Source organism: Chitinophaga sp. 22308, from assembly GCF_052045305.1.
GTDB lineage: Bacteria > Bacteroidota > Bacteroidia > Chitinophagales > Chitinophagaceae > Chitinophaga > Chitinophaga varians_A.
In genome coordinates, this window is sequence record NZ_JBQEOP010000002.1 from 76,645 (window position 1) to 103,126 (window position 26,482).

Here is a 26,482-nt window from a genome sequence, read left to right on the forward strand (position 1 = left end):
CTAACAGCCACCCGTCGGGAAGGCCCGGGGGTGGGAAACCAAAATCACCCAAAACATACTCGTTATGAAAACAGTGTTACCATTTCCGGGCTTTGCCCGGAACCTGCCCCTTATTGTCTTTTGGTTACTGTTGTTGACAGGCATTCCGGCACTTGCTGCGGACATTCCTGTTACCGGAAAAGTCACGGATGATAAAGGCAGTCCGCTGCCCGGCGTCAGTGTAAGTGTGAAAGGCACCGCCAAAGGCGCCTCCACCAATGACCTCGGCGCCTTTTCCCTCAGTGTGCCCAACGAACAAGCCATTCTCGTTTTTAGTTATGTAGGTTATCAACGAAAAGAATTACCCGTTACCCCCGGTAAACCAATGTTGGTACAGCTGGAACCAGACAACAAGGGGCTGGGCGAAGTGATCGTGGTGGGATACGGCACCCAGCGCAAAGAGTCGGTGACCGGTGCGGTATCCGCCATCACGGCCAAAGACATAGAGCGGGTACATGGCTCTACCGTCAGTGCTACGCTGGCAGGTAAAATACCCGGCGTGAGCTTCCGTATGCCCGACGGCCGGCCCGGCGCTTCTGCCAATATCCAGATCCGTAACATGGGCAACCCGCTGTATGTGATCGACGGAATACAAAAAGACGCAGGACAGTTTAATAACATCTCTCCTAACGACATTGAAAGCATTACTGTGCTAAAAGACGCATCAGCGGCCATTTACGGCGTACGTGCCGCCAACGGGGTAGTGGTGGTGACCACCAAGCGCGGTCGCATGGGCAGCGGCAACCTGATTAACGTAGACGGTTATACGGGATGGCAGAACTGGTCACGTTTTCCCAAAACAGTAGGTGCCTACGAATGGATGCTGGGCAAAGCCGAGGCAGAAATGAACCGCGAAAATCCCGGCACACAAATCACGCCGGCCGAGTTGGAAAAATGGAAAGCCGGCACGGAGAAAGGTTATCAGAGCTTCGATTGGTACGACTTCATCATCAAAAAGAACGCACCACAACGCTCTATTAACGTGAACGCTACCGGTGGTTCTGAGAACATCAACTACTACCTGTCGGTTACCCGGCTTGACCAGAAGTCCGTGCTGGGCCGTGAGTTCGATTTTAATCGTACCAATATCCAGAGCAACGTGGACGCCCGGATTACCAAACGCCTCAAAGTGGGCGTGCAGATCAATGGCCGCATCGAGGAACGCGACAACCCTGGCGTACCAGGTGGAGACGACTACTGGGCGCCGCGTTTTGCTTTGTTCCGCAACCGTCCCACAGAACGGCCTTACGCCAATGACAACCCCGCCTATCCCAACGATATTGGCCATAACACAGAAAACTGGGCGGTGCAGACCAAAGCCATCTCCGGCTACTGGACGGAGACCTGGCGCGTACTACAGACCAACCTGAACGCAGAGTACAATACACCCTTAAAAGGGCTTACGCTCAAAGGCATGTACTCCTACTATTTTGCCGACCGGCAGATGGATGGCCACGAGTACACCTACGACACCTATACTTTTTATCCGCAGGACAGCACCTACCGCCGTACCGGCGGCAGCTCCAATCCCTGGCGCGAAAGAGGCACCCGTAAAATACTGGAGCAGGTAACACAAGGACAGGCCAACTACGCGAATACGTTCGGTAAACATAGCATCGGCGCCACTTTTGTGGCAGAACGTATCGTTCGCCGGGAGCTGGACGTGTGGCTGCATGCCGTTCCTAAAAACAACGTGTTGCCACTGATCCAGTTTGCCGATATGGACACCTATAACGATAACGATAATACGCAGGCGAGGATCGGCTATATCGGCCGCCTCAACTACAGCTATGCGGATAAGTATTTCCTGGAAGTCGCCGGAAGAAATGATGCTTCCTGGAAATTCGCGCCAGACAGACGCTGGGGTTTCTTCCCTTCTGTATCAGCCGGGTGGCGTATTACAGAGGAAGGGTTTTTCCGCAATCTCCTCGGGCGCAACAGTATCCTCACCGACCTGAAGGTGCGTGCTTCCTACGGTGAGCTGGGCGATGATGATATCGGTATCGGCGCTTACGATTATATGTCAGGTTATAATTACAATACTTCCAAAGTGATCCTCGACGGCCAGGTGGTGGTCGGCTCCGCAGACAAAGGCGTTCCGAATAACCGCCTTTCCTGGTTCGTGTCCCGCATCACAGACATCGGTATCGACTACTCGCTGTGGAACGGTAAAGTGACCGGCGCGGTGGATTATTTCTACCGTAAGCGTACCGGATTGCGGGGGCCCAAATATGATATCCTGGTGCCCAGCGAAATAGGGTATGCGTTGCCCGATGAAAATGTGAACAGCGACGCGCAGGTCGGCGGAGAGATATCCGCCGCGTACAACGGAAAAATAGGGCAGGTGCAGTTTATGGTGGGCGGTAATTTTTCGTACTCCCGTGGCCGTTTCCTACAATCGTATAAGCCGCTGTGGGGCAACTCCCTGGACCACTACCGCAATTCACAGGAAAACCGCTGGAGCGGTATTTACTGGGGATATGAAGTGGTAGGCCAGTTTAAATCACAGGAGGAAATCAACCATTATCCTGTCAACATTGACGGAAAAGGCAATAAGACCATGTTGCCCGGTGATTTGATTTACAAGGATGCCAATGGCGACGGGATCATCAACGATCTGGACATGCGCCCTATTGGCTATCAGACCACCGGCAATCCTACCATCGGTATTGGCTTTAATATCGGTGTGCGCTGGAAAGGCATCGATTTCTCTGCCGATTTCTCCGGCGGCTCCCTGTATTCTTTCTCTCAAAACTGGGAGATGCGCTGGCCTTATCAGAACAACGGCAACCTGCTGAAACAATTCTATGAAGACCGATGGCACAGGCAGGACCCGTTTGATGTGAACAGCCAGTGGATACCCGGTAAGTACCCGGCGTTGCGTTTCAATGATGGCGGTCACAGTAACTATAACAAACCATCTACCTTCTGGCTGACCAACGTACATTATATCCGCCTGCGGACCATGGAAATGGGATATACGCTGCCACAGCCCTGGCTGGACAGGATCAAGCTGAAGAAAGTCCGTCTGTACGTGAACACCTACAACCTGTTTTCCATTGATAATGTGAAGCAGCTGGGCATTGAACCGGAAATAGCCGACGAGAACGGACTACAGTATCCGCAGAACAAGTTTATCAACGTTGGTTTCAATCTCACTTTCTAAAAGCTATTTTATGAGAACGTATGGTTTTTATATGCTGTTGATATTGACCCTCTTCGGGTGTGTGAAAAGCAATGATAATTTTCTGGACCGTGCGCCCAGCAATATTCTGCTGGATGAGCAGGTATGGAAAGATGAAGTGCTGGTATTATCCGTGATAGCCAACCTGTACGACCGTTATCCCGATTATCAGACCATCGAAAACTGGTCGGAATTTGCCGCTTTTGATGAAGCCTTTGCTTCTGAGTCGGGGCAGTACGGGCGGCATAAGAACCAGCAATATAATTATGGCTCCTGGGGCTACTGGGATTATGGTTACATCCGTGAGCTGAACCTGTTCATCGAAAAGTGCGGCAAAGCGAACCTGCTGAAGCCTGAGGTCAGGGACCGTTTCCTGGCGGAGGCGCGTTTCCTGCGGGCCAATGTGTATTTCGAGCTGGTAAAACGTATGGGTGGCGTGCCATTGGTACTGGAGCCGCTGACCTATGACTATAAAGGAGATCCCGGTGCCTTGCAAAGACCCCGTCAGAAAGAATCGGAGATCTATGATTTTGTGATCCAGGAGATGGATGCCATTATGCCGGCATTGCCTGATGATGCCAATATTAAGAGCCGCGCCACTAAGGGGCTGGTGCTCGCCACCAAAGCACGTGCTGCCCTGTATGCCGCGTCCATCGCAAAATACGGGGCTACTACGCCGCAGGTATCACTGCCCGGTGGTGAGGTGGGTATTCCTGCTTCTATGGCAGACGGCTATTATAAAACGGCGCTGGCAGCAGCGCAGCAGTTGATCAACAGCGGCAAATACGCGCTGTACAACAAAAAGCCGGACAATCTGTCCGAGAATTTCGCTGCGCTGTTTTATGACAAAGGCGGCAATCCTGAAGTTATTTTCGTGAAGGATTTCAAACTGCAAAGCGGCAAAGTTGAGGAATGGACGCTGGCCAACCAACCCCGTTCCCTCGCGGAAGAGCAGCAGGGCGGCCGGCTCAATCCATCGCTCAACCTGGTGCAGTCTTTCGAAAAACTGGACAACACCTTTGCGCCCTATGCCACCAATACGCCCGGCGGCGATTACATCTACTATGATAAACCGGAAGATATGTTTGCCGGCCGGGATGCCCGTTTAGCAGGCACCGTTATACTTCCCGGGACGGAATTCAAAAGCAAAAAAGTAGATATCTGGGCGGGCTATATCCTGAAAGACGGCAGCATCGTAACGGCCAACAACTTCGGCGGACAAGCCGTTGTAGGCGGCAATCGTATACAGGTAGTGGGTTTTGACGGGCCGATCGATAATCTGGAATTCAGCGCGCAGACAGGATTTTATGTGCGTAAATACCAGGACCCCGCAGTTGGCTCTGGTCGCATCGGCACCAAAAGCGAAGTATGGTGGGTGCGTTACCGTTATGCGGAAGTGCTGCTCAACGCTGCGGAAGCGGCTTTTGAACTGGGCGATAAAAACACGGCGGCAGGTTATCTCAACCAGGTGCGGGCACGTGCGGGTCTGACGGTCCCGCTTACCCCGGGTGATATTACCTTCGACCGGATTGTGCATGAAAGAAAAGTAGAACTGGCCTTTGAAGGCCATCAACTCTGGGACATGAAACGCTGGCGCCTTGCGCACATAGTGTGGGACGGCCTTTCCACTGATTTGACCATCCACCCGGAAAGTGCCCGTTCCACCAGTACCCGCGTCTTTGGGCTGTTGCCATACCGTATCTACAATCCTGGTACACCGCAGGACGGCAAATGGGTGTTCAAAAAAGTAATTCCCAGCAATGTTACGAGTGCGCACCAGTTCAGGTTGGGCAACTATTACTCTTTTATTGGAGATGATATCCGGAACAACAACCCGTTGGTGATCAAAAATCCTAACCAGTAAAATCCATTCACATGAGAAACAATCTATTTATCATCATCATAGTATTACTGGCGGCCTCCTGTAAAAAAGACAACTACCCGGCGCCCGGCACCACTTTTAAAGGCCGTATCACCTACCAGGGAGAAGCGGTGAATGTCAGCCATGGCGAAGTGTTTTTTGAACTGTGGGAATCCGGCTGGGGAAAACGTACGCCCATCAACGTGGCGGTAGCACAGGACGGCTCTTTTTCCTCGCTGCTGTTTGACGGTAACTACCAGCTGGTACTGCCCCAGGGACAGGGACCTTATCTTACGCTGCCGGATGCGGCCAGCCATACTGATACCACGCTGTTGCAGCTGAAAGGGGACCGTACCATGGACATAGAGGTATTGCCCTATTATATGGTCAGGAACACTAAAATGAGCGCCACCGGCCGCCAGGTAACAGCCAACTGTAAACTGGAGAAGATCATCACGGATGCCCGCGCTAAAAACATAGAGCGTGTTACGTTATACGTTAACAAGACGCAGTTTGTGGACGGTATCAATAATATCGCCACACAAAGCATGAATGGCGGCGATATCCAGGACCCGGGCAATGTTACGTTGCAGGTGAATGTGCCTGCTGTCAATCCGGTGCAGTCATCGGTGTTTGTCCGGGTGGGCGTCAAAATAGAGGGGGTGGAGGATATGATCTTCTCTCCGGTCATCGAACAAAAAATGTAAAGGAACAGCGAACGAGGACAATCAACGAAAGAAGACCGGAAGAATTTTTCCGGTCTTCTTTTTATATGAAATGTCGTCAGGGGTTATTTACCGGATACTGTTTTTGCGGCTTCGATAATGACGTTGGCTACTTTTTGGGGCTGTGATATATATACAGCGTGGCTGCCTTTTATCTCAGTTACTTTGGTGTTGGAGCGTTTGTACATATTCCGTTCGATATCAGGGTTGATGCTTTTATCTTCTGTAGCCACGATACCAAAAGCAGGTTTATGTCTCCAGGCAGCGTCGGTGACTGGTGCAATAAAACATTTGGCGTAGAATGCACCCTGTGAGGCGTACATGAAGGCAGCATCTTCCTTGCTTACATCCGCGCAGAAACCCGCGTGGAATTTCGCTTTGTCGTAGTAAACAATACCGTTGGCGTCTGCGGGCAATATTCCGTTTTCAGGAGCTGGAGGCGCAGTCTGGACCCATTTGAGAGCTGTTTCATTGTTGTCGGGCTGGAAGGCGGCGATGTATACCAGTCCGGCTACCTTAGGATGATTGCCTGCTTCAGTAATAACGACACCTCCCCATGAGTGGCCGGCAAGAATGGTCGGTCCGTCTTGCGCATCCAGTGCCAGTTTGGTGGCCCTAACATCGTCTTCGAGGGAGGTCAGCGGGTTTTGCACCACGGTGACATGGTAACCCTGCCTGGTAAGTGCTTCATAGACACCTTTGTAGCCGGAACCGTCAGCGAAGGCACCGTGTACCAATACTATGTTTTTAATACTCTGCGCATTGGCGGCAGTGAAAGTGAAAAGAACGAGGGTGAGAGCCAGGATGGTACTTTTCAGGGAGTTGAAGAGTGTTTGCTTTTTCATATCTATAGTGTTGAAGTGTTTGTTCGAATCAACGATACAAAGATGCGACGAAAAGCAGGCCTGTCTGATGAGCATAATACCCGGTTTGTTGTGATTATTTCCCTTTTTCGGAACCCCCTTTGTTTCTGAAGTCGGAAGGTGATGTGCCGGTGTTCTTTTTGAAGAAATTGGAAAAATACGCTATGTCTTCAAATCCCAACTCAAAGGTGATGTGTTTAATGGATTTGTCTGTGTATACCAGTAACCTTCGGGCTTCTACCACAATTCTGTCCTGAATGATCTGTGATGGGGTTTTCTGATTATATAACGCAAATAGGTTCGATAGTGTTTTGGGGGACTTACACAATAGTCCGGCATAAAAACTGACGGAGTGTTCTGTTTTGAAGTTGGCTTCGACCAGCAGATTGAATTTCCGAATAATATGGAACCGCTCGTCTGGAACCTTTCTGGAAGGCAAATATCCGGATTTAGCCAGGCTGGTCACGTAGATAATGAGACGCTTTAATAACATCAGCAACATTTCATGCTGGATATGGTCTGATGTCTTGAACTCTTCTATAAATACATCAGAGAGTAACTGCAGCTTTTGCTGTGCGTGCCCGCTCAGCTTTACAATAAGGTGGTCTGTACTGCTGAACAGAAAGCCTACACAGCTAACTTCGCTATCATGGTCGATGATGCAGTAGAATTCCCGGTTGAACTGCCACGCTACAATAGTTTCAGTATGCTCAAAGCTGAATGACTGGTTGAATAATAATGTTAATAAGCTATTGGAAGGGAATTCATATTCCATTCCATCGATGGTGACAGTCTGGCTTTTGCCGGGATTCCAGGCGATAGTGAAATACTTATTGAACCGGTCTTTGGTGAATACCTGTCTGTCCAGGCCAGGCTCATCTTTAAACAGCAGTAATTCACCGCCGGTATTGTCCTCTTTTAGTTTGAGTTTCATTTAGGATATTTGGAGATAAAATTACATCTATCTATAATATAGGTATAATTTTTATTGTCTGTCGAATATTAATCTAGATTAAGGCTGATTCTTAAGATAGGTTATTGGGTGTTGGGTATTTGATGAACGATTTTTGTGGTGCAATAATGATTTATTTCCTGCTTTTCAAACATATCAATTCACAAACCTTCAAAACCTGCAGACATGAACAAGATTACAGTAAAAGACGGCACTGAGATTTACTACAAAGATTGGGGAACTGGTCAACCGCTGGTATTCCATCACGGCTGGCCATTGTCAAGTGACGACTGGGATGCCCAGATGATTTTTTTCCTGAACCAGGGGTTCCGGGTGATCGCTTTTGACCGCAGAGGCCATGGACGCTCCAGCCAGACAGCCATTGGACATGATATGGACACCTACGCATCTGACGTAGCGGAACTGGCGAAAGCGCTGGACCTAAAAAATGCGGTGCATATCGGTCACTCTACCGGTGGTGGGGAAGTGATCCGCTATGTCGCTAAATACGGACAGGGACGCGTGGCCAAAGCGGTGCTGGTAAGTGCTGTAACGCCTATTATGGTGAAGAATGACAACAACCCTGACGGCGTTCCGATGTCTGTATTCGACGAAATACGCGTCAATACTGCCACTAACAGGCAACAGTTTTTCCAGGACTTCACCATTCCTTTCTATGGTTACAACCGGGAAGGCGCTAAAAAGTCCCAGGGCATCATGGACAACTGGTGGCGCCAGGGAATGATGGGCGCTATCAAAGCTCATTATGATTGTATCAAAGCGTTTTCAGAAACGGATTTCACCGAAGACCTGAAGAGCGTGGATGTGCCTGTGCTGGTGATGCACGGCGAAGATGACCAGATTGTTCCGATTGCTACTACCGGCGTAAAAGCTGCCCAGCTGCTGAAGAACGGTAAACTGATTTCCTATCCTGGTTTCCCGCACGGCATGCCTACTACTGAGGCTGCTACTATCAATGCGGACCTGCTGGCTTTTATCAAAGCGTAAAATAACTGGAAGTTGCTTATGAGTGCAGCCCGGGACCGCCCGGGCTGCTTTCCTGTTGCCCTGCCCCTGAAATTCTTAATCTAGATTAATCCGTTTTCTTAACCTGGTTCATAGGCCGGCCTGCCGGTATAACGGAACTTTGTAGTATAAACATAAAGGCAATGGTACAGTACATTTTTCATAAAGCAGACAGCCGGGGACATGACCACCATGACTGGCTGGACAGCCGCAAGACATTCAGTTTTGGCGACTATTACAATCCCCGGAGAATGGGTTTTGGCGCCCTGCGGGTATTGAATGACGATACCCTGCCGGCTGGTAAAGGATTTGGCCTTCATCCGCATGATAATATGGAGATCATCAGTATCCCGCTGAAAGGCAGCCTTAAACATGAAGATTCAGCCGGTAACAAGGCCGTCGCCGCCGCGGGGACCATTCAGGTGATGCATGCCGGCAGCGGCCTGTTTCACAGCGAATACAACAACAGCCAGGACGAAGTGGCCGAGTTCCTGCAGATCTGGGTGTATCCTGAAGAGCTGAACACAGCGCCACGGTACACGCTGGGACAGCTGCAACAGGACGCCACCAGGAACCGCTTGCATGCATTTGTCACGCCTGACAGCCCGGACGGGAGCTATGTCCGTAAAGACGTATGGTTCAGCACCGGCCATTTTGATCATGGCACTGCCTTTACCTATCCGCTTCACCTGTCGGACAACGGCGTGTATGCGTTTGTGATAGACGGCCGCTTTTCCGTTGATGGAAAAGAACTGTCCGCAAGAGACGGGCTGGGCATATCAGGAACTTCAGCGATTGAAATAAAAGCACTGAGCGATGACGCCCGTCTATTGCTTATGGAAGTGCCTATGGTGATTCATCAGTAATAACTATCAACATGAACAACAATATGTCGTTAAAACTGCTCGCCATCGGATATGATCCTGCCATTATGCAGGTGGTAGAGCGGCTGCTGAACAGTCATGCAGGGTGGGAAGGTATTATTGCCCTCACCAAAGAAGATGGCCTGGAGAAAATAAGGGCCGGCAACTACCATGCAATACTGCTATGTGTGGGCGTAAGCGCGGCGGATGAAGAAACGTTCCGCGAGGCAGTCCGCATGCATCATCCATCCACTATCGTTATCAGACATTACGGGGGCGGCAGCGGGCTGCTCGAAAATGAGCTGCGCGCCGCACTTGATCACAATAAAAACTAATACTATGGAAAATAAAATACTGGGACTTCATCATATCACCGCCATTGCGGCCGATGCCCAACGCAACTACGATTTTTATACAAAAGTACTCGGACAGAGAATGGTCAAAAAGACCGTTAATTTTGACGATCCCGGCACCTACCATTTCTACTACGGTGATGAGCATGGTACACCAGGTACTATCCTGACTTTCTTCCCCTGGGAAAATATTATGCCCGGCCGCACCGGCACCGGCATGGCCACGGAAATTACCTACGCAGTGCCCGAAGGCAGCCTCGAGGCATGGAAAGAACGTTTGTCCCGTTTTAATGTTTCTTTCTCCGAAATAACAGAACACTTCGGCGAACCTTATCTTTCTTTCACTGATCCTGACGGGCTTCAGATCAACCTGATGGTGCCGAAAACTCCCGATACCCGCACGCCGTGGCAGACAGATGAGGTAAAAGCGGATATCGCTACCAGGGGTTTTCACAGCGCTACTTTGTCACTGAAAGAAATAGACGCTACCGCCGGCGTACTGACAGACATCTTCGGTTACCGCCTGCTGGCACAGGAAGGGGACCGTTACCGCTTCATCACGGACGCTGTGGCCAATGCCGGCATCATCGATCTGCTGGCACTGCCTGAAGGCCAGAGAGGGCATACCGGCGCAGGCACCAATCACCACGTGGCCTTCCGGGTGGCAAATGATGCGATTCAGATGGAATACCGGGAAAAGATACTTAGCAAAGGATTGGAGATCACTCCTAAAATTGACAGGGATTATTTCTTCTCTCTTTATTTCAGGGAGCCGGGTGGCGTACTGTTCGAAATTGCTACTGATAATCCCGGTTTCACCGTGGACGAACCGCTGGAACAGCTGGGCACCGGTCTTAAACTTCCGAAACAGTATGAACCGGTCAGAGGTGAGATTGAAAAAGTATTACCGGTATTAAAATAATTTTCAAATGCATAAAGAGAATATTGTTACAGCAGGGAAACCAATAGCCACGGCGACGAAGGCGCTGATCATGGTGCATGGCAGGGGTGCTTCGGCAGAAGATATCCTGTCGCTGGCCAGGTGGTTGCCGGTGAGCGATTATGCGTTGCTGGCGCCGCAGGCCACCAATCATACCTGGTATCCGCAGTCTTTCCTGGCGCCGCCGGCGCAGAACGAACCGTGGCTTTCTTCCGCGCTGGACTTACTGAAAAAAATGACGGACGATTTGCAGCAGCAGGGCATTACGCATGAGCATATTTATTTTCTGGGCTTTTCCCAGGGCGCCTGCCTGACACTGGAATTCGTTGCCAGGAATGCTGCGAAGTATGGTGGCGCCGTGGCTTTCACCGGTGGATTGATCGGCGATAAAATATATCAGGAAAATTATAACGGTACTTTTGATGGAATGCCTGTCTTCATCGGCAGCTCCAATCCCGATTTCCATGTACCCGTGCAACGGGTACATGAATCTACTGCCATCTTACAAAAGATGGGAGCGGGCGTAACGGAAAAGATATACGACAATATGGGACATACCATCATCGAAGATGAGATCAGGCTGGCCAGTGAACTGGTATTTAGCTGACCGCTATTTCTTTTTCTGTATGGTGCTTCTCACTTTGCTTAAAAATTCGGGCGATACTCCCAGGTAACGGGCTATCTGGTTCTGTGGCACGCGTTGCACTACCTGGGGGTATTTTTCGAGAAAAGCAAGATACCGCTGCTCGGCAGTTTGTGATACAAGACTGTGAAAACGCCGTTGCAGCGCAAAGAGCGAGCGTTGGATCAGTAACCGGAACAAAGTCTCGAACTTCGGTATTTTTTCATACAGGGCAGCTTTGCTTTTACGGTCTATGATCAGCAGCTCACAGTCCTCCAGTGATTCGATAAACATATTGGAGGGTTTCTGCTCCGTAAAACTGTAAGTGTCGCTCACCCACCAGTCTTCTATGGCAAAGGACAAGATGGTTTCTGTGCCGTCATCACTCAGATAATAGGTGCGGATACAACCTTTAACGATATATGCTTCAAAGTCACAAATTTCACCTTCCTGCAACAGGTAAGTACGTTTCCTTACCCGCCTGAATTTAAGCAGGGAATGAAATAACTGGCGCTCTTCCGGCGTCAGGGAGATGATACGGTCCACGAATTGATCAATCTGTTCAAACATAGTCTACTAAAGATAGGTTATTAGATGTTGTGCCGCTTCCAGCTTTTTATAATGGAAGTTACCCGTACAGCCAAACCATATACCGGATCGTATGTTGCTGATTATCAATTTGTAATATTTTTACAATAAAATACGGTCTTACGATATATCGTAAATTTATAAGCGCTTTTGTAATATTGTATAATGAACACACAGATTTCCGGTAAAAACGATGAATTTGAAACGCTGCTTTGTTTTTCGAAAGCCATAGCGGCAGCCCGGCACCGCGCTGATCTGTGGGAGATCGTCAATGAACAACTGCTGGAAAACATCGGCGCGAGCTATTACACGCTTTGCCTCATTCATGAAGATACCCGCACCCACTCGCCCTTTCTGTACAGCCAGGAAAAGAAAATAAAAACCGTCACCGGAGAAAGCCCGGTCATCCACCTGCAGCATCCTGTTGATGATGGCGTCTTCAACAAGGCTGTTGAGACGGAAGAACCGGTGGTGTTTGAGCTGCGAAGCCTGATACGCCAGCGGAACATTCCAGCCTATGTCATTCACTGGTATAACTCCGGTGTGAAGGAAATGATGCTGGTAAGGGTTTGCAACGGTAAAGAGCCCAAAGGGGTCTTGTATCTCTATGCCATGAAACAGGGCGTTTTTTCAAAGCGCCGGTTCAGTTTTTTCAAAAGCATCGCAGACCAGTTGGGAACGGGCGTCTCCAATATCCTCGCGAATGAAAAAATAGAATTGCAGCTGGAAGAAATCCGGAAATATAAAATACAGCTGGAGCAGGAGAACAGTTATCTGAAGGAAGAACGGAAAAAAGATAAACATCTTACCGGAAAAGCCGTCGGCGATTCGCCGGCTATCCGGAAAGTATATGACCTTGTGTCAAAAGTAGCGTCATCCGATGCTACGGTATTAATCCTTGGAGAAACCGGTACGGGCAAAGAACTGATTGCGCATGGGGTACATGACGCTTCGCCGCGGCGCGACAAACTGATGATCAAGGTGAACTGCGCCGCTATTCCGGCCAGCCTGCTGGAAAGTGAATTGTTCGGCCACGAAAAAGGCAGTTTCACCGGAGCCCTGGAAAGAAGAATTGGCAAGTTTGAACTGGCCGATAACAGCACGCTTTTCCTGGACGAGATAGGAGAGTTGCCGCCGGAAATGCAGGCCAAATTACTGCGGGCTTTGCAGGAAAAGGAAATCGAACGGATCGGCGGAAAATCGGTAATAAAAGTAAATGTGCGCATCATCGCCGCTACCAACAAAAACCTGGAAGCGGAAATTGTTGCGGGCCGTTTCCGCAGCGACCTGTACTACCGCCTCTGCGTGTTTCCCATTATGCTGCCACCGTTACGCGAACGCAGAGAGGACATACCGGAGCTGGTTTCTTTTTTTATGGAGAAATATGCCGCCAGCAGTGGCAGAAAGATAGACGGCATCGCGCCTAAAGCACTGGAGAAATTAAAGGCATATGCATGGCCGGGCAATATCCGGGAACTGGAACACCTGATAGAAAGAACGGTGCTGCTTACCTCCACTAACGTTATTACAGAAGTGAACCTGCCGGCCAGGAGTAAAATGTTGTTCGCTCAGCCGGGGGCTGAAACACCGGTGCGTTCACTCGCAGACGTGGAACGGGAACACATCCTCAAAATGGTGAAATTGTCAAAAGGCAGGATATCCGGGCCTCATGGCGCAGCGGCCAAGTTACAACTGCCTTCCACCACATTGATCTCAAAAATGCAGAAGCTGGGTATCCGCAAGGAACATTTTATTGATACCGGGAAAGAATCTGGTTAAGCCTTGCCGGTTGATAAATCCAGCCTGCCTGAAGTAAAAGCCCAATAGGTCCAGAGTATGGCGCACAGTATCAAAGCGCCGCCGGGCCAGCAAAAGGAAAGCAGGAATGCCGACACATGCACCGGAATGCCATACTGATAGTTTCGTTTTATTTTCCTGATGGCGGCATTGCTGATTTCCGGCCGCAGCAGTTCCCTGTTCCGGCTGGCAATGCTCCACAATAAATTAAAAGCAAGGTTGATCAATACAAACAGCCCGGTATACACCGCCACGGCCACGGTCAGGGAAGGTGTGCCATAGTACCGTGCCAGCAGGGCGGTCGGATAGGAGATACAAGTAGCTAAAAACAGCACCAGTCCGTTGGCAAACATCAGCGTGCTGTTACGCCGGTAGATTTGCTTGAACATCTTGTGATGGTTGACCCACATAATGAAGATGCTGAAAAAAGACAGGCTGAAAGCCAGGAAGGACGGCCATTGTGCCAACAGGCTGCCGGCCAGCGAGCGGGCGTTGTCGTTACTATCGGCATCGGGTATACGTAGTTCCAATACCAGCAATGTGATCGCAATCGCAAACACACCATCGCTGAAGCCTTCTATTCTTGCCGTTTCTTTTTCCATCAGGCAGTTTATTTATAGGTAGTTTTTATACCGAGTTTTTTCATCTTTGAATACAGTGTTTGCGCAGACACCTTAAGTACTTCCGCTGCGCCCAATTCGCCGGATACGCGGCCGTTGCAGGCTTTCAGCACTTTCAGGATGTGCGCCCTTTCCATCTCTTCCATCGTTTCCAGTTTTTCCGCTGCAGCTATCTGCGGCATGCGGGACACCGGTATTTCTATAGAACTGATTTGTTCCCCGTCGGTCAAGATGAACTGCCTTTCTATCAGGTGTTCCAGTTCCCGGATATTGCCAGGCCAGTCGTGCTGTTCAAGCGTTTGCAGGACTGCTTCACTTATGCCGGATACTTTTTTGCCGGTGTTGCCGGAAAGTTTTTGCAGGAAATAAAGGGCCAGCGGACGGATGTCTTCTTTGTGTTCGCGTAGCGGTGGCAGTGCAATGGGAAATACGTTGAGCCGGTAGTAGAGGTCGAGCCGGAACCGGCCTTCGGCCACTTCTTTCTCCAGGTTTCTGTTGGTAGCGGCAATCACGCGCATGTCCACTTTGGTGAGCTGGCCGCCGCCGAGTTTTTCGATTTCTTTTTCCTGCAGGGTACGTAGCAGCTTCACCTGCGCTTCCAGCGGCAGTTCCCCGATCTCGTCAAGAAAGAGCGTGCCGCCATGCGCCTGTTCAAATTTGCCAATGCGCTTCTGTACCGCGCCGGTGAAGGCGCCGCGTTCGTGGCCGAACAACTCTGATTCCAGCAGGGAAACGGGCAGGGCCGCGCAGTTGACGGTGATAAAAGGTTTATTTTTCCGTAATGAATTTTTGTGAATGGCGCGGGCAAAACGTTCTTTGCCCGTGCCGCTTTCGCCCAACAACAATACGGACGTATTGGTAGGCGCCACTATGCCGGCCTGCTCCTGTGCTTTTTTCATGGCGGTACTGCTGCCGATGATATCCGGATCGAGCGTTGTTTCCACAGGCATGGCGGCCGTCTCTTCTCTTATCATACCGGTTTCCACGCCGTGGCGGTAACGGGCGATATCGAGCATGACAAACAGGTCGCGCTCCCGGAACGGTTTTACGAGGAAGCCATATGGCTGGGTGGCCTTGGCGGCTTCGAGGGTTTGTTGGTTGGTGTTGGCGGAAATATACAGGAACGGTATCCGGAGCTGCAATAGTTCTTTGGCCAGTTCAATACCGCTGGTGGGCGTTTTCAGGATGATGTCGAGCAGTACCCAATCCGGCTGTTTTTGGGCAATCAGCGTTCTGGCTTGCTCCACAGAGGCGGCAATGCCGCACACATCGTAACCGCCTTTGACGAGCATCATTTTCAGGTCGTTGCCCACAATGAACTCGTCTTCTACGATCAGTATTTTTTCTTTGTCAGCCATAATATCAGTTTACCTGGTTGATCGATCTTATTAAAAAAAGCACCTGTATGGAAACACCTTCCTCACTGCTTTTTATCTGAAAGGAGCCTTCCAATTGTTCGGCCAGCCCTTTCATGAGGCTCATGCCCAGTGACTGGGACTCTTCCGGAACGAAGTCGTGACGCAGCCCTGCGCCATCGTCAGTAATGGCCAGCCGGCAATATTGCGCACCGTCTTTTTTGAGGGTGATCGCCACGGTGCCGTGGCGGTCGCCCGGAAAAGCGTACTTGATGGCGTTGCTTACGGCTTCATTGAGGACCAGTCCCAGTGGAACGGCCTGTACTACGTCCAGCAGGATGACTTCACTATCGATGCAGAAAGTGATTTTAGCGCCGGTATCAAAGCTCTCCTCCATAAATCCTGTCAGTTCCCTGATATACCAGTGCATGTCGATGGCGCCGAGATTGTCTGTATGGTATAGCCGCTGATGGATCAGGGACATGGCATACATACGGTGCTGACTGTTTTTGATGGCGGCAATGGCATCGGCATTATCGAGGTACCGCGATTGTGTGTTCAGCAGGCTGATGATGATCTGGAGATTGTTTTTCACCCGGTGATGTATTTCTTTCAGCAGCCATTCTTTTTCATCCACGAGTTTTTTCAGCAGTTCGTTCTGTGCATGGATAGCTTCCTGTTGTTTTTCCAGTCGTACGGCGTTCTTTTTCTTCAGCCGGTACCTGTTGTACAATAATGCCAGTATGAGCAGCAGTGCACAGATGCTGCCGGTGATCACATTGCGGAACACTCTTCCTTTCTGGAGGGAGATTTCCTGTAGCTTGCTTTTCTGCGTCAGCAGCTCAATGTCTTTATCTTTTCTTTCTGTTTCGAATTGTAGCCGGAGCACATCGAGTTGTTTGCTTTGCGTAGTGCTGGTCACTGAATCCGACAGCTGTTTATAATGCTGAAAGTGCGTGATGGCGCCGGGAAGATTGCCCAGTGCGGAGTCGGAGCGGAAAGCCAGCAGTGCGGCTTCTGCCTGTCGTACCAGTCCGCCGGGGAATTCCCTGGCGTGTTGCTGGTAAGCGTTGAGATACGGTGCAGCATCGTTGAAGCGGCCTGTTTGCTGCAGATAGAAGATCAGTGCCAGCCTGACCACCTGTGTGAAGACTGGTATTTCCTCTTCGTTCTCCAGTATTTTTTTCAGTTTCTCGTAGTGCGGAGCGGCCTTAGACAAGGCATGTAGTGCGATATAATCTCTCAGGTAACCGATTTCAATCTGTATTATTTCGTGTTTCTCCAGGGCCGTAGGCAGTTTTTCCACTACATGCAGGGTGTCCAGGCTGCTGGTATATGCTCCCTGGTTCCGCAGGGCGTCAGAGATGTTAAGCAATAATGCTTTGATGGTGCTGGTATCGCGGAGTGTTCTTGCATGTGCCAGCGCTTTATCAAAATAGTCAAGCGCCTGGTCATAGTATTGTACGCTGAAATAGTTAAGGCCAACGCGGTTGTAGATAGTGGTCATCAGCGGTCCCTGTTCTCTGAGCTGTTCAGCTGTTTCCACTGCCAGCAGGTTGTAACGGAGCGACTGTACAAAGTTATTGGCACCGTGGTAAGCGCCGCCGATCACAGAGTACAGGCCCTGTAGCCGCTGGTAGCCGGTTTCCTTGTAGATGGCCAGTGCTTCCAACAGTACGCGCAGGGCGCCGTCATAGTCTTTGTTTACCTGCATGAGGTCACCGATGAACTCTTTCAGCTGCGCTGCGGATTGTTTTTGCCCGTTTTTCAGGTAGATGTCTGTCCCTTGTTGATATAACGCGATTTTGCGGGGAAGGTCTTGCGGTTCGTTGGAGTAGGTGCCCCCCAATTCAATGATGGCCTGTGCTTTCTCGTTGATAGTGCCATATTGGGTAAGCAGTTGCAGGGCTTCTTCGCTGCTGCCCCTTCCCTGGCCGGCATGCCCGGATTCGCGGAAGGCCTTGGCCCGCAGCAGTTTGCTCAGACCAAGGCCTCTGGGGTAATTGATTTGCCGGCTCAGGGCTTCCATCTGGTCTGCCATCCGGAAGGCCATGTTCATATCTTCTTCCCATGACTCAGGTTTGTCGAGGAAGGCTTCGCCTACGCGCAGCATGCGGGCAATAGTGGCCGTATCGGCCTTGCCATGCCGGAGCAGCTCACGGGCTTTGCCTGTGTCGGTATCTGACTGTGCCAGTATAGATGCCGGTATCAGCAGGTACAGGAGCAGCAGTACCTTCCGCCGGGAATTGATGATGAATGACAGCATAGGTTACCCTTCTTTTGGCGCGGACATTTCTCCCTGCAGGTAACAAATCACGATGGCCACGCCGGGAACGACGATAGCGCCCAGTCCCACCCACCGGGCCATCAGGGCGCCGATGATACAGCCGGCCAGGAACCCGCCGATGGTGACAGTTTGCTTTTTAAGGCTGGACACCGAAATTTCATTGCCCAGCGTACCTTTCCGGATAAGATTACCCAGGTCCAGCGCGGCTTGTGTGACATTACCCGTCATCATGGTGGTAGGGCCATGGGTCTCTTTGGCAAAGAGCTTCCCGAAGGCGTTCTGTAAGCCCATACCCAATACAGTGACCATGACGATAAGATAGGTTACCGGTTTTTCTTCCAGAGATGTTAATATCGGCAGGAAAAAAGCAGTTAATCCGCAAGCCGTCAAAATTAGGCCTTCTGCCAGTAAAATGCGGTATTTTTTTGCTGATTTTTCTGCCAGCCATCCGCCGGCCATGACAGCTATCACAAATACAGGAAAAGTGAGCAGCTTGATCCACGCGGCGGCGCTGGTGCTTCCGGAAGATACCTGTGCGGCAAACACGATGAAATTACCGGTAACATGCGCGGAAAAAATGGAGTCGCCGGACACAAAAGTAGCGGTATCGCAATATCCTGCCACCCATGCCAGCAGGAAGGTCACCCAGTTAATACTATGTTGTTGTTCTGTCATACTAATTACAATTTATTCCAGGTGGGCTCTGAGCATCCAGGCCATTTTTTCATGTGTTTCCATCAGCCCCGTGATATAGTCGCTGCTGCCCGCATCATGCAGGGCGGTGGCGTAGCCATTGATGTTTTCCCGGAGATGGATAAGAATGTTTTCATGATCATGCAGCAGGTCTTTGATGAACCCTGTGCTGTCATTTTTCTCTCTTGTCATTTCTGTGAGATGGGTAAGGGCGAGGAATTCTTTCAGCGTGGCAGGAGGAAAATGTCCCAGCGTACGGATACGTTCCGCTATGCCGTCGATGATCTCATCCAGTTGCTGGTACTGGCTTTCAAAGAACAGGTGCTTACTGTGGAAATCGGGCCCTGTTACGCACCAGTGGGCTTTCCGTGTTTTAGTGTACAGGATGAATTCATCTGCCAGCATTTTACCCAGTGAATGGGCCACGGAGGCCAGGTGTTCTTGTTTGATACCGATATTGGTTTGCATGTGTTAAGGATTTAAAATAAGTGAGATAGGTATTGTACGTCGATGGAATAACGTCCCGGCCCCAGTACCAGCAATAATAACAGGCATAAGGTGTACATATAGGGAACGTCCCGCACTTCGGCGCTGTCCTTACGGTGTACCACAAAATAGCCGATGGCGGTCACGCCGATAGTAGGCAGGACAGCCAGCCGTGTGCCCAGCCCCAGTGCCATCAGGAACGGCACGACTGTATCGGAGAAGGTGGCCACCCATCCGTTCAGCTTTTCCGGCAGATGTAACGGATTGGGAACATGTTCCTTCTGACCGTTTTCCAGCCGGAATTTTTTCATGCCGTGTACGCGGAACAGCTCCAGCGCAAGCAGCAGGCGGAAAGCCAGCAACGCATAGTTGTTGAGCATACTGCCGGCATCCGAATACAGGATATGTTGGATGATATCTTTCATAAAAAATATTTAGAAAGCAAAACAGGAGCATCCGAAGACACCCCAGAAAGCAGTGTAGTTATTGACCGGGATATTACTTAACCGGGCAGCATTATGATCATGGCCATGCACATCGCAGCTGCCGGCACAGCAATGCACCTGGCTGGCCACGGCGGCGGCAGGTGCTGCTATCTTGTTTCCGGCCGCGGAATAATAACCGCCAAACTGGTTGACAGGCGACCAGTCCGGGAGCACAGCGATGGGAGCAGGTGAAAAATGAGAGAACTCATCGCGGGCATATACAATTTTGCCGCCTACGACCGTCAGGACGGATTCAATATGTTTGATGGCTTCTTCCCGTACTTCAAAATAGTCGGCGTCCAGTACGGCCAGATCGGCCAGCTGACCGGTTTTGATGCTGCCTTTGTTATCCTGTTCGCTGGAGAACCACGCACTTCCTTTGGTATATAATTCGAGCGCTGTTTCCCGGCTTATTTTGGTGGCATCATCATACAACTGATGACCGCCCACGGTTTTGCCGGCAGAAAGCCAGTAAAGTGCTATCCATGGGTTATAGCTGCTAACGCGGGTGGCGTCTGTGCCGGCGCCTACCGGTACGCCTGCCTGCAACATCCGTTTTACCGGCGGTGTGTGCGCTGCTGCTGTTTTACCATAGCGGTCAGTGAAGTATTCTCCCTGGAAGGCCATCCTGCTCTGTACGGCGATACCGCCGCCCAGGGCCTTTACCCGGTCGATGTTCCGTTCATCGATAGTTTCCGCATGATCAAATATCCAGTGCAGCCCATTGAAAGGAATGTCCCTGTTCACTTTCTCGAAGACGTCGAGAAAGCGGGTGATGCTTTCGTTATAGGTGGCGTGCAACCGGAAAGGCCAGCGGTTTTCCACGAGGTGGCGCACCACTTTTTCCAGTTCAGCTTCCATCGTTTCCGGCAGATCCGGCCGTGGCTGCAGGAAATCTTCAAAGTCTGCTGCGGAGAACACCAGCATTTCACCGGCGCCGTTGTGCCGGTACATCTCATCTCCCTGGTGAAGTTTCACCGTGCTGGTCCAGTTTTTAAAATCTTCCAGTTCCTGTTTGGGCCTTTGTGTAAAGAGATTGTAGGCGATCCTGACCGTCAGTTGTTGTTTTTGGTGAAGTTCGCTGATCACCCGGTAGTCGTCAGGAAAGTTTTGAAACCCGCCACCGGCGTCGATGACGCTGGTAATGCCAAACCTGTTCAGTTCCTTCATAAAATGGCGGGTGGAGTTGACCTGATGCTCGTAGGACAACTTCGGTCCTTTGGCCAGGGTGGAATACAGGATCATGGCGTTGGGACTGGCAAGGATCAGTCCTGTGGGTTCCCCTTTGCTGTTCTTTTCGATGACGCCGCCGGGAGGAGCGGGCGTGTCTTTGGTGAAGCCCACGGCACGAAGCGCGGCGCGGTTCAGCAAAGCCCGGTCGTACAGGTGCATAATGAAGACAGGCGTGTCCGGTGCGATGGCATTGATTTCATCCAGCGTAGGCATTCTTTTTTCGGCAAACTGATGTTCCGTCCATCCGCCCACCACTCTTACCCACTGGGGAGATGGCGTGACAGCTACCTGCTTTTTCAGCATGGCCAAAGCATCGGAGAGAGAAGGCACGCCGTCCCATCTCAATTCAAGGTTATAGTTAAGGCCTCCGCGAATAAGGTGGATATGGGAATCGTTGAGCCCCGGGATGACACGTTTTCCTTTGAGGTCTATCTGCACCGTTGCTGCTGCGGCGTATTGCTGAAGGATGGTATTGTCATCGCCTGCTGCCAGGAACCGGCCATCGCTGATGGCGACGGCCGTGGCTTTTGGATTGGAGGGATCTACCGTATGTATCTTCCCGTTATATAAAATGAGATCAGCTTTTTTATTCATAAGGAAGCATTTAGTTGTTAAAGGATGCAATGGCTTCTTTGATACCTTCTCCGGCGGTTTCAAAAAACGCGGGACCGGCCAGCAATATGGCTTTGGTCATCGGTTTCACGGGAGAGAGGTGCTGCTGCTGCAGGTAGCGTTGGGTGCGCCAGGCCTGAATAATCCCTTTGGTGACGTTGGCAGCCACCAATGCTGTTGGTGAATCGATGCCGGCATCTTTGATATCGCTGGCGAAGGCAAAGCCGGGCACGCCGATACGCGTGGCTTCCCGGAGAGCGATGGCGCCTACACTAACCATCATGTCCGCATTAAAATGGTTCCGGTCCCCCAGGCCGATCAGCAGCAGCTTAGGTGCTTTCATGGCGCCTTTGGGCGGGGTGATCAGCAGTGTTTCGAGATAATGCCCTTCGAACTTTCCACTTTTTCTTAATTCGGTGATCTGTCCTTTGAGCGCGTCGTCGAGATGTACCATGCCGTTGAGTGCAGCAGGCAGGGCAGGGGGATTGAAGATGTCGCCTTCGGTGTATTCAAATACGCAGGCAACCTGCAAAGGCGCTACAGCGGCAGAAGGGCCTTGCACCAGTCCTACGATGGAGATGCCATCTACTTTGCCCCATACCTTAGCCGTGCCGATAGGCGTGGTTTTAACGTCGGCGTGTTGTGCCACAAGGGTAACGGTATGCAGCAAAAGAAAAGAAACACTCATGGAAATAATGAGTGCTCTGCAACGGGTAATAAATGTTTTATTCATGGTTTATCGTTTTTTACATGTTAGAATTTGAAGCTGACCCTGGTGTTGAAGAACAGGCCGTCTTTGGGCGTAGGTGTCATGTCGCGGATAAAGGCGCCTGTTTTGAAATATTGAAAACCGCAGTTCAGCGATAGGAATTTGTTCATGCTGTACACGAAGCTGGCGAGATAGGCGGTGCCGATATGTCTTTCCGAGGAAGAAGAACCTGCCAGGTTAAATCCGCCGCTGGGCCTGTAAATGCCGTCCTGTAGCGAGTATCGCCAGTTGAGCACAACATCCGCCTGTGCCAGTATCTTCTTACCGATATTGATAGTGGCATAGGGGTGTAAGTCTATTAGGTTTACAGGGCCTATCTGCGGACTGAATCCGAAGTATCCGCCTTTAGGATAAAGGGGATTAAAAGACTGAAGGTCGCCATCTCCTTTTTTCCTGTCGCCGGAGATATAGTCGTTTCGCAGGCTGATGGCCGGTTTACCGGGAAGGTCTTCAAACAGGTAGCCCGCTTCCACGGAGGCGGTCCATGCATTGATACGGCCGCTGCCAAAGGTGCCGAACTGCCAGGCGGCTTCCAGGTTGTAAATGAAACCGCCGCCGTACCGCCATATCCGCGTGCCTGCGGTATGACGTAGTTCCTTGTTGAGGCCTTCTTCGAACGATGAGCGGTCACGTTTTATCCCGATGTAGTACAAATCGATATTGGGAAAAGCGGGAATGATGATTTTGCTGTACAATCCCCACAGGTTCACCTGTTTGCCGCGCTTGTTGTCAAAAGCGCCGGTGTAGGTGGTGTCGGCCATCATGGCAAATCCGTCGATGCTCCATCGTGAGGTGGAATACATCAGTTTGGCGCCGTCGAAATATAACCTGAGGTTAGGGCCTTCCCTGACGGAGATAAGCCTGCCGCTGCCATAATCCAGTTCCTGCCTGCCGGCGCGAAGTGTTAGCTGCTGGTCTTTTCTGTTGATGATGGCTGCATCGATGAAGAGGTTCTGTACATTCAGGTGGTCTTCATCGATGGGGCGCGGACCGTTGCTTCTGCCGGTTTCCCAGGCGCTTCTGATTTGTGCGAAAATCCTGAACCGTTCGTGCAGGTGCAGGTCTGCATGCACGTCATAACGCTGCAACAGAAACGCGTTGTGCCCAATGCCCAGCCTTCCCCAGTCTTCGTTGTTAAAATCGACATATTCCATTCTGGCCGCACCGCCGAATGAAACATAGGCGTTCCCGTTATTGGACAAGCCGGTGTATTTTATTTTCCGGTAGAAGGTACGGGCAGAATCTTTCAGGCCCGAATAGTCTTCGTCAAAGCGCATCAGCTTAAAGCTTTGCCCTGTTGTCCGGGAAACGGATGAAAGAAATATAATAACGGATATGGTTAAACGAAAAAGACGGGGAAGGCGTTTTAAAGGCAATTGGAACAGGTTTTAGCGAATGAATTAGTGTTGCAGCATGTGGTGGGCGTAGTGGATGCCAATGCCATAGGCACCGCCGTATTTCTTCATCAGATCGGTGACAGCCTTGTACGTGTCCTGACGGGCCCAGTCGCGTTGCAGCTCTAGCAGGTACTGAATGGATGTCATGGGTTTTACACCGGCATGTATCATTCTTTGTACGGAGCGTTCATGCGCTTCTGCGCTTACATCGCCGCAGGCGTCGGTGATCACGAACACGTCATAGCCTTCTTCCAGTGCGGACAGTGCCGGTCCTACGATGCATACGCCTGTCCACAGTCCTGCCAGCACCAGTTTCTTTTTTCCTTTGCCTACGATGGCTTTATAGGCCGCTTCATCTTCCCAGGTATTCATGGAAGTACGGTCGATATAACCAGAAGTGGCCTGCGGATAAAACTCTTCGATCTCAGGAAACACAGGGCCGGAAAAGGATTGTTCTGCTACAGTCGTTACTACAGTTGGCACGTTGAAGATTTTGGAAGCACCTGCAACGATAGCGGTGTTGGTCCTCAGCTCGCTCAGCGCAATGCTTTTGGTGGCAAAGCCCATTTGACCTTCAAAGTCGATCAGTACCAGCGCATGATTGTCGGGAGACAATAAGTTGGATGATGGTTTCATTTTTAAAATAGTTTGCGCCAGCAAGACAATTCAGATGCCTCTTTGTAAACTATTGATATGTAATTTGTTATGTGTTTTCGTGGGAATCGGGGCTTTACGGTATTTCGTAGAATTATGAAAAAGCGAAAAAAGCATTTACAGAAAAGCCCCGTTTGCCATGGCAAACGGGGCTGGTGATGACATGCAGGCGTATATCAGTTGCCGGATACTTCCTGTGCCGCTGCTGCAATAACAGCGGCCACTTTCTCCGGCTGGGACACATAAAGAGCGTGACTGCCTTTTATTTCCGTGACTTTGGTATTGGAGCGGCGGTACATATTACGTTGGATATCGGGGTGGATGCTTTTGTCGTCTGTGGCCACGATGCCGAAGGCTGGTTTGTGTCTCCAGGCCGCGGTGGTGATCGGGGAAAAGAAACACTTGCCATAGAACGCACCCTGCGATGCGTACATGAACGCTGCCTCTTCCTGGCTCAGGTCTGCACAGAAACCGGCGTGGTATTTCGTTTTGTCATAGTAGACGATGCCTTTTTCGTCGGGCGGCAGTATGCCGTTTTCCGGCGCCGGCGGCATTGTCCGGAACCACTGCAGGGCAGATTCCTGGTCGTCCGGCTGGAACGCCGCAATGTATACCAGCGCAGCTACCTTGGGATGATTGCCGGCTTCCGTGATAACGGCGCCTCCCCATGAGTGACCGGCGAGAATGGCCGGGCCGTCCTGCGCGTCCAGTACCACCTGCGTGGCCGTAACATCGTCTTTTAAAGAAGTCAGGGGATTTTGTACAACGGTCACCTGATAGCCTTGCCGGGTAAGCGTTTCATATATGCCCCGGTAGCCGGAACCATCTGTGAAAGCGCCATGTACCAAAACGATGTTTTTTACTGCGGGGAGGTTTGCTTGATTTTTCATGTTATCGGAGTTTTTGCTTTTTTGTTTCTTGTTAACAATACAAAGGTGCGATGGAAAACGGGCCGCGTTAATGAGCGTATTGCCCGGTACGGTGTAATAATTTACCTTTTAGAGACAGTTGCTTCATTTTGGCTACAATATCCGGTAATAGGGCTACATCCGGAAAAGGGCAGCAGCCGAATTTTGACTCATCAAACAAAATGAGATCATATGAACACAATCAATCACACTTTCTCTTCTAACAGTATAGCGACAAGGAAAGTTTCCTTTACATCAGATGGTATTAAGATAGCGGGCAACCTGTACCTCCCGGCCATGATGGACGCAGCTCCCCTCCCTGCCATCGTGGTAAGCCACCCCGGCACAGGCGTCAAAGAGCAGACCGCTGGCCTGTACGCCAGGCTGCTGGCAGAGCGGGGGTTTGTCACCCTGGCCTTTGATGCTGCTTATCAGGGCGAAAGCGAAGGGTTTCCCCGTGGCCTTGAAAATCCTTCTCAAAGAGTGGAGGATATTAAATCAGCTGTTTCTTTTCTCAGCACCCTGCCTGAAGTAGATGCCGGCAAAACAGGCGTGTTGGGTATCTGTGCATCGGGAGGTTATGGTATCATGGCGGCAGCCACCGATCACCGGATCAAAGCAGTGGCCACTGTGAGTGGCGTGGATGTCGGGCGGATGTTCAGAAACGGCGCTGATGGCAAGCAAAGCCCCGATGTGATACAACAAATGCTGGACCTTGCGGCGCGGGACAGGCGTGCCGTAGCTGCCGGCAAAGAGGAAGGCTCTTTCCCGCTTTTCCCTGAAACGGAAGAACAGGCGAAAGCACAGGGACGGTACGCGTATGAGGGGTGGAAATACTATTGCACCAGCCAGGGCCAACATCCACGTTCTGCCAAAACCTTTACCTGGAGCAGCGTGGAACACATTGCGGGTTTTGATGCCTTTCGTTTTGTGGATATGATCGCGCCACGGCCGCTATTGATCATTGCGGGATCTGAGGCAGACACCTTATGGATGGCGCAGGAGGCATTCTCTCTTGCGAAAGAGCCTAAAGCGCTTTTTATCGTGGAGGGGGCTTCCCATACAGACCTTTACCATCAGCAGGAAGCTGTCATCCCGGCAGTTGATAAACTGGAACACTTTTTTAACACAAAACTGTAATGCTGCCCTGCAGGTCTCCTGATCAGGCAG

Annotated in this window: 24 protein-coding genes; 10 read left to right on the plus strand and 14 right to left on the minus strand. The window is 50.8% G+C overall.

Going from position 1 to position 26,482, the window contains the following annotated elements; translation table 11 throughout:
* The first annotated feature begins 64 nt into the window (after positions 1-64).
* The 3 genes from ACTJJS_RS07060 to ACTJJS_RS07070 are packed head-to-tail and all read left to right on the plus strand — an operon-like array spanning position 65 to position 5,791.
* A complete protein-coding gene (locus ACTJJS_RS07060) occupies positions 65-3,205 on the plus strand; it encodes a SusC/RagA family TonB-linked outer membrane protein (protein ID WP_440663024.1) in 3,141 nt (1,046 codons plus the stop codon).
* Between the two features lie 10 nt (positions 3,206-3,215).
* Positions 3,216-5,087: a RagB/SusD family nutrient uptake outer membrane protein gene (locus ACTJJS_RS07065; protein ID WP_440663025.1), complete on the plus strand. Its 1,872-nt coding sequence runs from the start codon at positions 3,216-3,218 to the stop codon at positions 5,085-5,087.
* A gap of 11 nt (positions 5,088-5,098) precedes the next feature.
* The gene (locus ACTJJS_RS07070; RefSeq protein WP_440663026.1) at positions 5,099-5,791 is read left to right on the plus strand and encodes a DUF3823 domain-containing protein; all 693 of its coding nucleotides are present in this window, start codon (positions 5,099-5,101) and stop codon (positions 5,789-5,791) included.
* A gap of 83 nt (positions 5,792-5,874) precedes the next feature.
* Here ACTJJS_RS07070 and ACTJJS_RS07075 read toward each other — a convergent pair whose 3' ends face one another.
* The gene (locus ACTJJS_RS07075) at positions 5,875-6,654 is read right to left on the minus strand and encodes an alpha/beta hydrolase (protein ID WP_440663027.1); all 780 of its coding nucleotides are present in this window, start codon (positions 6,652-6,654) and stop codon (positions 5,875-5,877) included.
* A 94-nt stretch (positions 6,655-6,748) separates the two neighbouring features.
* Complete coding sequence (locus ACTJJS_RS07080) at positions 6,749-7,606, minus strand: helix-turn-helix domain-containing protein (RefSeq protein WP_440663028.1); 858 nt, start codon at positions 7,604-7,606, stop codon at positions 6,749-6,751.
* Positions 7,607-7,810: 204 nt separating this feature from the next.
* On the opposite strand from ACTJJS_RS07080, the gene ACTJJS_RS07085 reads away from it, so the two are divergent.
* The 5 genes from ACTJJS_RS07085 to ACTJJS_RS07105 all read left to right on the plus strand — a co-directional run bounded on the left by ACTJJS_RS07085 (position 7,811) and on the right by ACTJJS_RS07105 (position 11,413).
* Positions 7,811-8,632 (plus strand): alpha/beta fold hydrolase, encoded by an 822-nt coding sequence (locus tag ACTJJS_RS07085; RefSeq protein WP_168872236.1) that lies wholly within the window; start codon positions 7,811-7,813, stop codon positions 8,630-8,632.
* 161 nt (positions 8,633-8,793) lie between these two features.
* Positions 8,794-9,516, plus strand: a complete 723-nt coding sequence (locus tag ACTJJS_RS07090; RefSeq protein ID WP_440663029.1) for a pirin family protein — start codon at positions 8,794-8,796, stop codon at positions 9,514-9,516.
* Between the two features lie 11 nt (positions 9,517-9,527).
* Complete coding sequence (locus ACTJJS_RS07095; RefSeq protein ID WP_440663030.1) at positions 9,528-9,848, plus strand: hypothetical protein; 321 nt, start codon at positions 9,528-9,530, stop codon at positions 9,846-9,848.
* Between the two features lie 4 nt (positions 9,849-9,852).
* Complete coding sequence (locus tag ACTJJS_RS07100; RefSeq protein WP_440663031.1) at positions 9,853-10,788, plus strand: ring-cleaving dioxygenase; 936 nt, start codon at positions 9,853-9,855, stop codon at positions 10,786-10,788.
* A 7-nt stretch (positions 10,789-10,795) separates the two neighbouring features.
* Positions 10,796-11,413, plus strand: a complete 618-nt coding sequence (locus ACTJJS_RS07105) for an alpha/beta hydrolase (protein ID WP_440663032.1) — start codon at positions 10,796-10,798, stop codon at positions 11,411-11,413.
* Positions 11,414-11,416: 3 nt separating this feature from the next.
* Here the strand turns inward: ACTJJS_RS07105 and ACTJJS_RS07110 are convergent, their stop codons facing one another.
* Complete coding sequence (locus ACTJJS_RS07110; protein ID WP_168872241.1) at positions 11,417-11,998, minus strand: Crp/Fnr family transcriptional regulator; 582 nt, start codon at positions 11,996-11,998, stop codon at positions 11,417-11,419.
* Between the two features lie 183 nt (positions 11,999-12,181).
* Between ACTJJS_RS07110 and ACTJJS_RS07115 the strand changes: the two genes are divergently transcribed.
* On the plus strand, positions 12,182-13,795 hold the full coding sequence (locus tag ACTJJS_RS07115; protein ID WP_440663033.1) for a sigma-54-dependent Fis family transcriptional regulator: 1,614 nt from the start codon (positions 12,182-12,184) through the stop codon (positions 13,793-13,795).
* On the opposite strand, the gene ACTJJS_RS07120 is transcribed toward ACTJJS_RS07115, so the two are convergent.
* The 11 genes from ACTJJS_RS07120 to ACTJJS_RS07170 all read right to left on the minus strand — a co-directional run bounded on the left by ACTJJS_RS07120 (position 13,792) and on the right by ACTJJS_RS07170 (position 25,294).
* Entirely contained in the window at positions 13,792-14,415 is a 624-nt protein-coding gene (locus ACTJJS_RS07120; RefSeq protein WP_440663034.1) for a TMEM175 family protein, read from the minus strand. The two genes, ACTJJS_RS07115 and ACTJJS_RS07120, sit on opposite strands and share 4 nt — an antisense overlap.
* 8 nt (positions 14,416-14,423) lie before the next feature.
* Positions 14,424-15,791: a sigma-54-dependent transcriptional regulator gene (locus tag ACTJJS_RS07125; RefSeq protein ID WP_440663035.1), complete on the minus strand. Its 1,368-nt coding sequence runs from the start codon at positions 15,789-15,791 to the stop codon at positions 14,424-14,426.
* A 4-nt stretch (positions 15,792-15,795) separates the two neighbouring features.
* Positions 15,796-18,054, minus strand: coding sequence for a tetratricopeptide repeat-containing sensor histidine kinase (locus ACTJJS_RS07130; RefSeq protein ID WP_440663036.1), 2,259 nt, complete (start codon positions 18,052-18,054; stop codon positions 15,796-15,798).
* A 3-nt stretch (positions 18,055-18,057) separates the two neighbouring features.
* Positions 18,058-18,750 carry a YoaK family protein gene (locus tag ACTJJS_RS07135; protein WP_440663037.1) on the minus strand — a complete coding sequence of 231 codons (693 nt, stop codon included), beginning with the start codon at positions 18,748-18,750 and terminating at the stop codon, positions 18,058-18,060.
* A 12-nt stretch (positions 18,751-18,762) separates the two neighbouring features.
* Positions 18,763-19,236 carry a Dps family protein gene (locus ACTJJS_RS07140; RefSeq protein ID WP_440663038.1) on the minus strand — a complete coding sequence of 158 codons (474 nt, stop codon included), beginning with the start codon at positions 19,234-19,236 and terminating at the stop codon, positions 18,763-18,765.
* An 11-nt stretch (positions 19,237-19,247) separates the two neighbouring features.
* Positions 19,248-19,679, minus strand: a complete 432-nt coding sequence (locus ACTJJS_RS07145) for a DoxX family protein (protein WP_440663039.1) — start codon at positions 19,677-19,679, stop codon at positions 19,248-19,250.
* Positions 19,680-19,688: 9 nt separating this feature from the next.
* Positions 19,689-21,566 (minus strand): amidohydrolase, encoded by a 1,878-nt coding sequence (locus ACTJJS_RS07150; protein WP_440663041.1) that lies wholly within the window; start codon positions 21,564-21,566, stop codon positions 19,689-19,691.
* 10 nt (positions 21,567-21,576) lie between these two features.
* A complete protein-coding gene (locus ACTJJS_RS07155) occupies positions 21,577-22,317 on the minus strand; it encodes a M17 family peptidase N-terminal domain-containing protein (protein ID WP_440663042.1) in 741 nt (246 codons plus the stop codon).
* 20 nt (positions 22,318-22,337) lie between these two features.
* On the minus strand, positions 22,338-23,630 hold the full coding sequence (locus tag ACTJJS_RS07160) for an alginate export family protein (RefSeq protein ID WP_440663043.1): 1,293 nt from the start codon (positions 23,628-23,630) through the stop codon (positions 22,338-22,340).
* A gap of 123 nt (positions 23,631-23,753) precedes the next feature.
* Positions 23,754-24,386 (minus strand): hydrolase, encoded by a 633-nt coding sequence (locus tag ACTJJS_RS07165; protein ID WP_168872251.1) that lies wholly within the window; start codon positions 24,384-24,386, stop codon positions 23,754-23,756.
* A 194-nt stretch (positions 24,387-24,580) separates the two neighbouring features.
* Positions 24,581-25,294 carry an alpha/beta hydrolase gene (locus ACTJJS_RS07170; RefSeq protein WP_440663044.1) on the minus strand — a complete coding sequence of 238 codons (714 nt, stop codon included), beginning with the start codon at positions 25,292-25,294 and terminating at the stop codon, positions 24,581-24,583.
* 210 nt (positions 25,295-25,504) lie between these two features.
* Between ACTJJS_RS07170 and ACTJJS_RS07175 the strand changes: the two genes are divergently transcribed.
* Positions 25,505-26,452: an alpha/beta hydrolase gene (locus ACTJJS_RS07175; protein ID WP_440663045.1), complete on the plus strand. Its 948-nt coding sequence runs from the start codon at positions 25,505-25,507 to the stop codon at positions 26,450-26,452.
* The last annotated feature ends 30 nt before the right edge of the window (positions 26,453-26,482 follow it).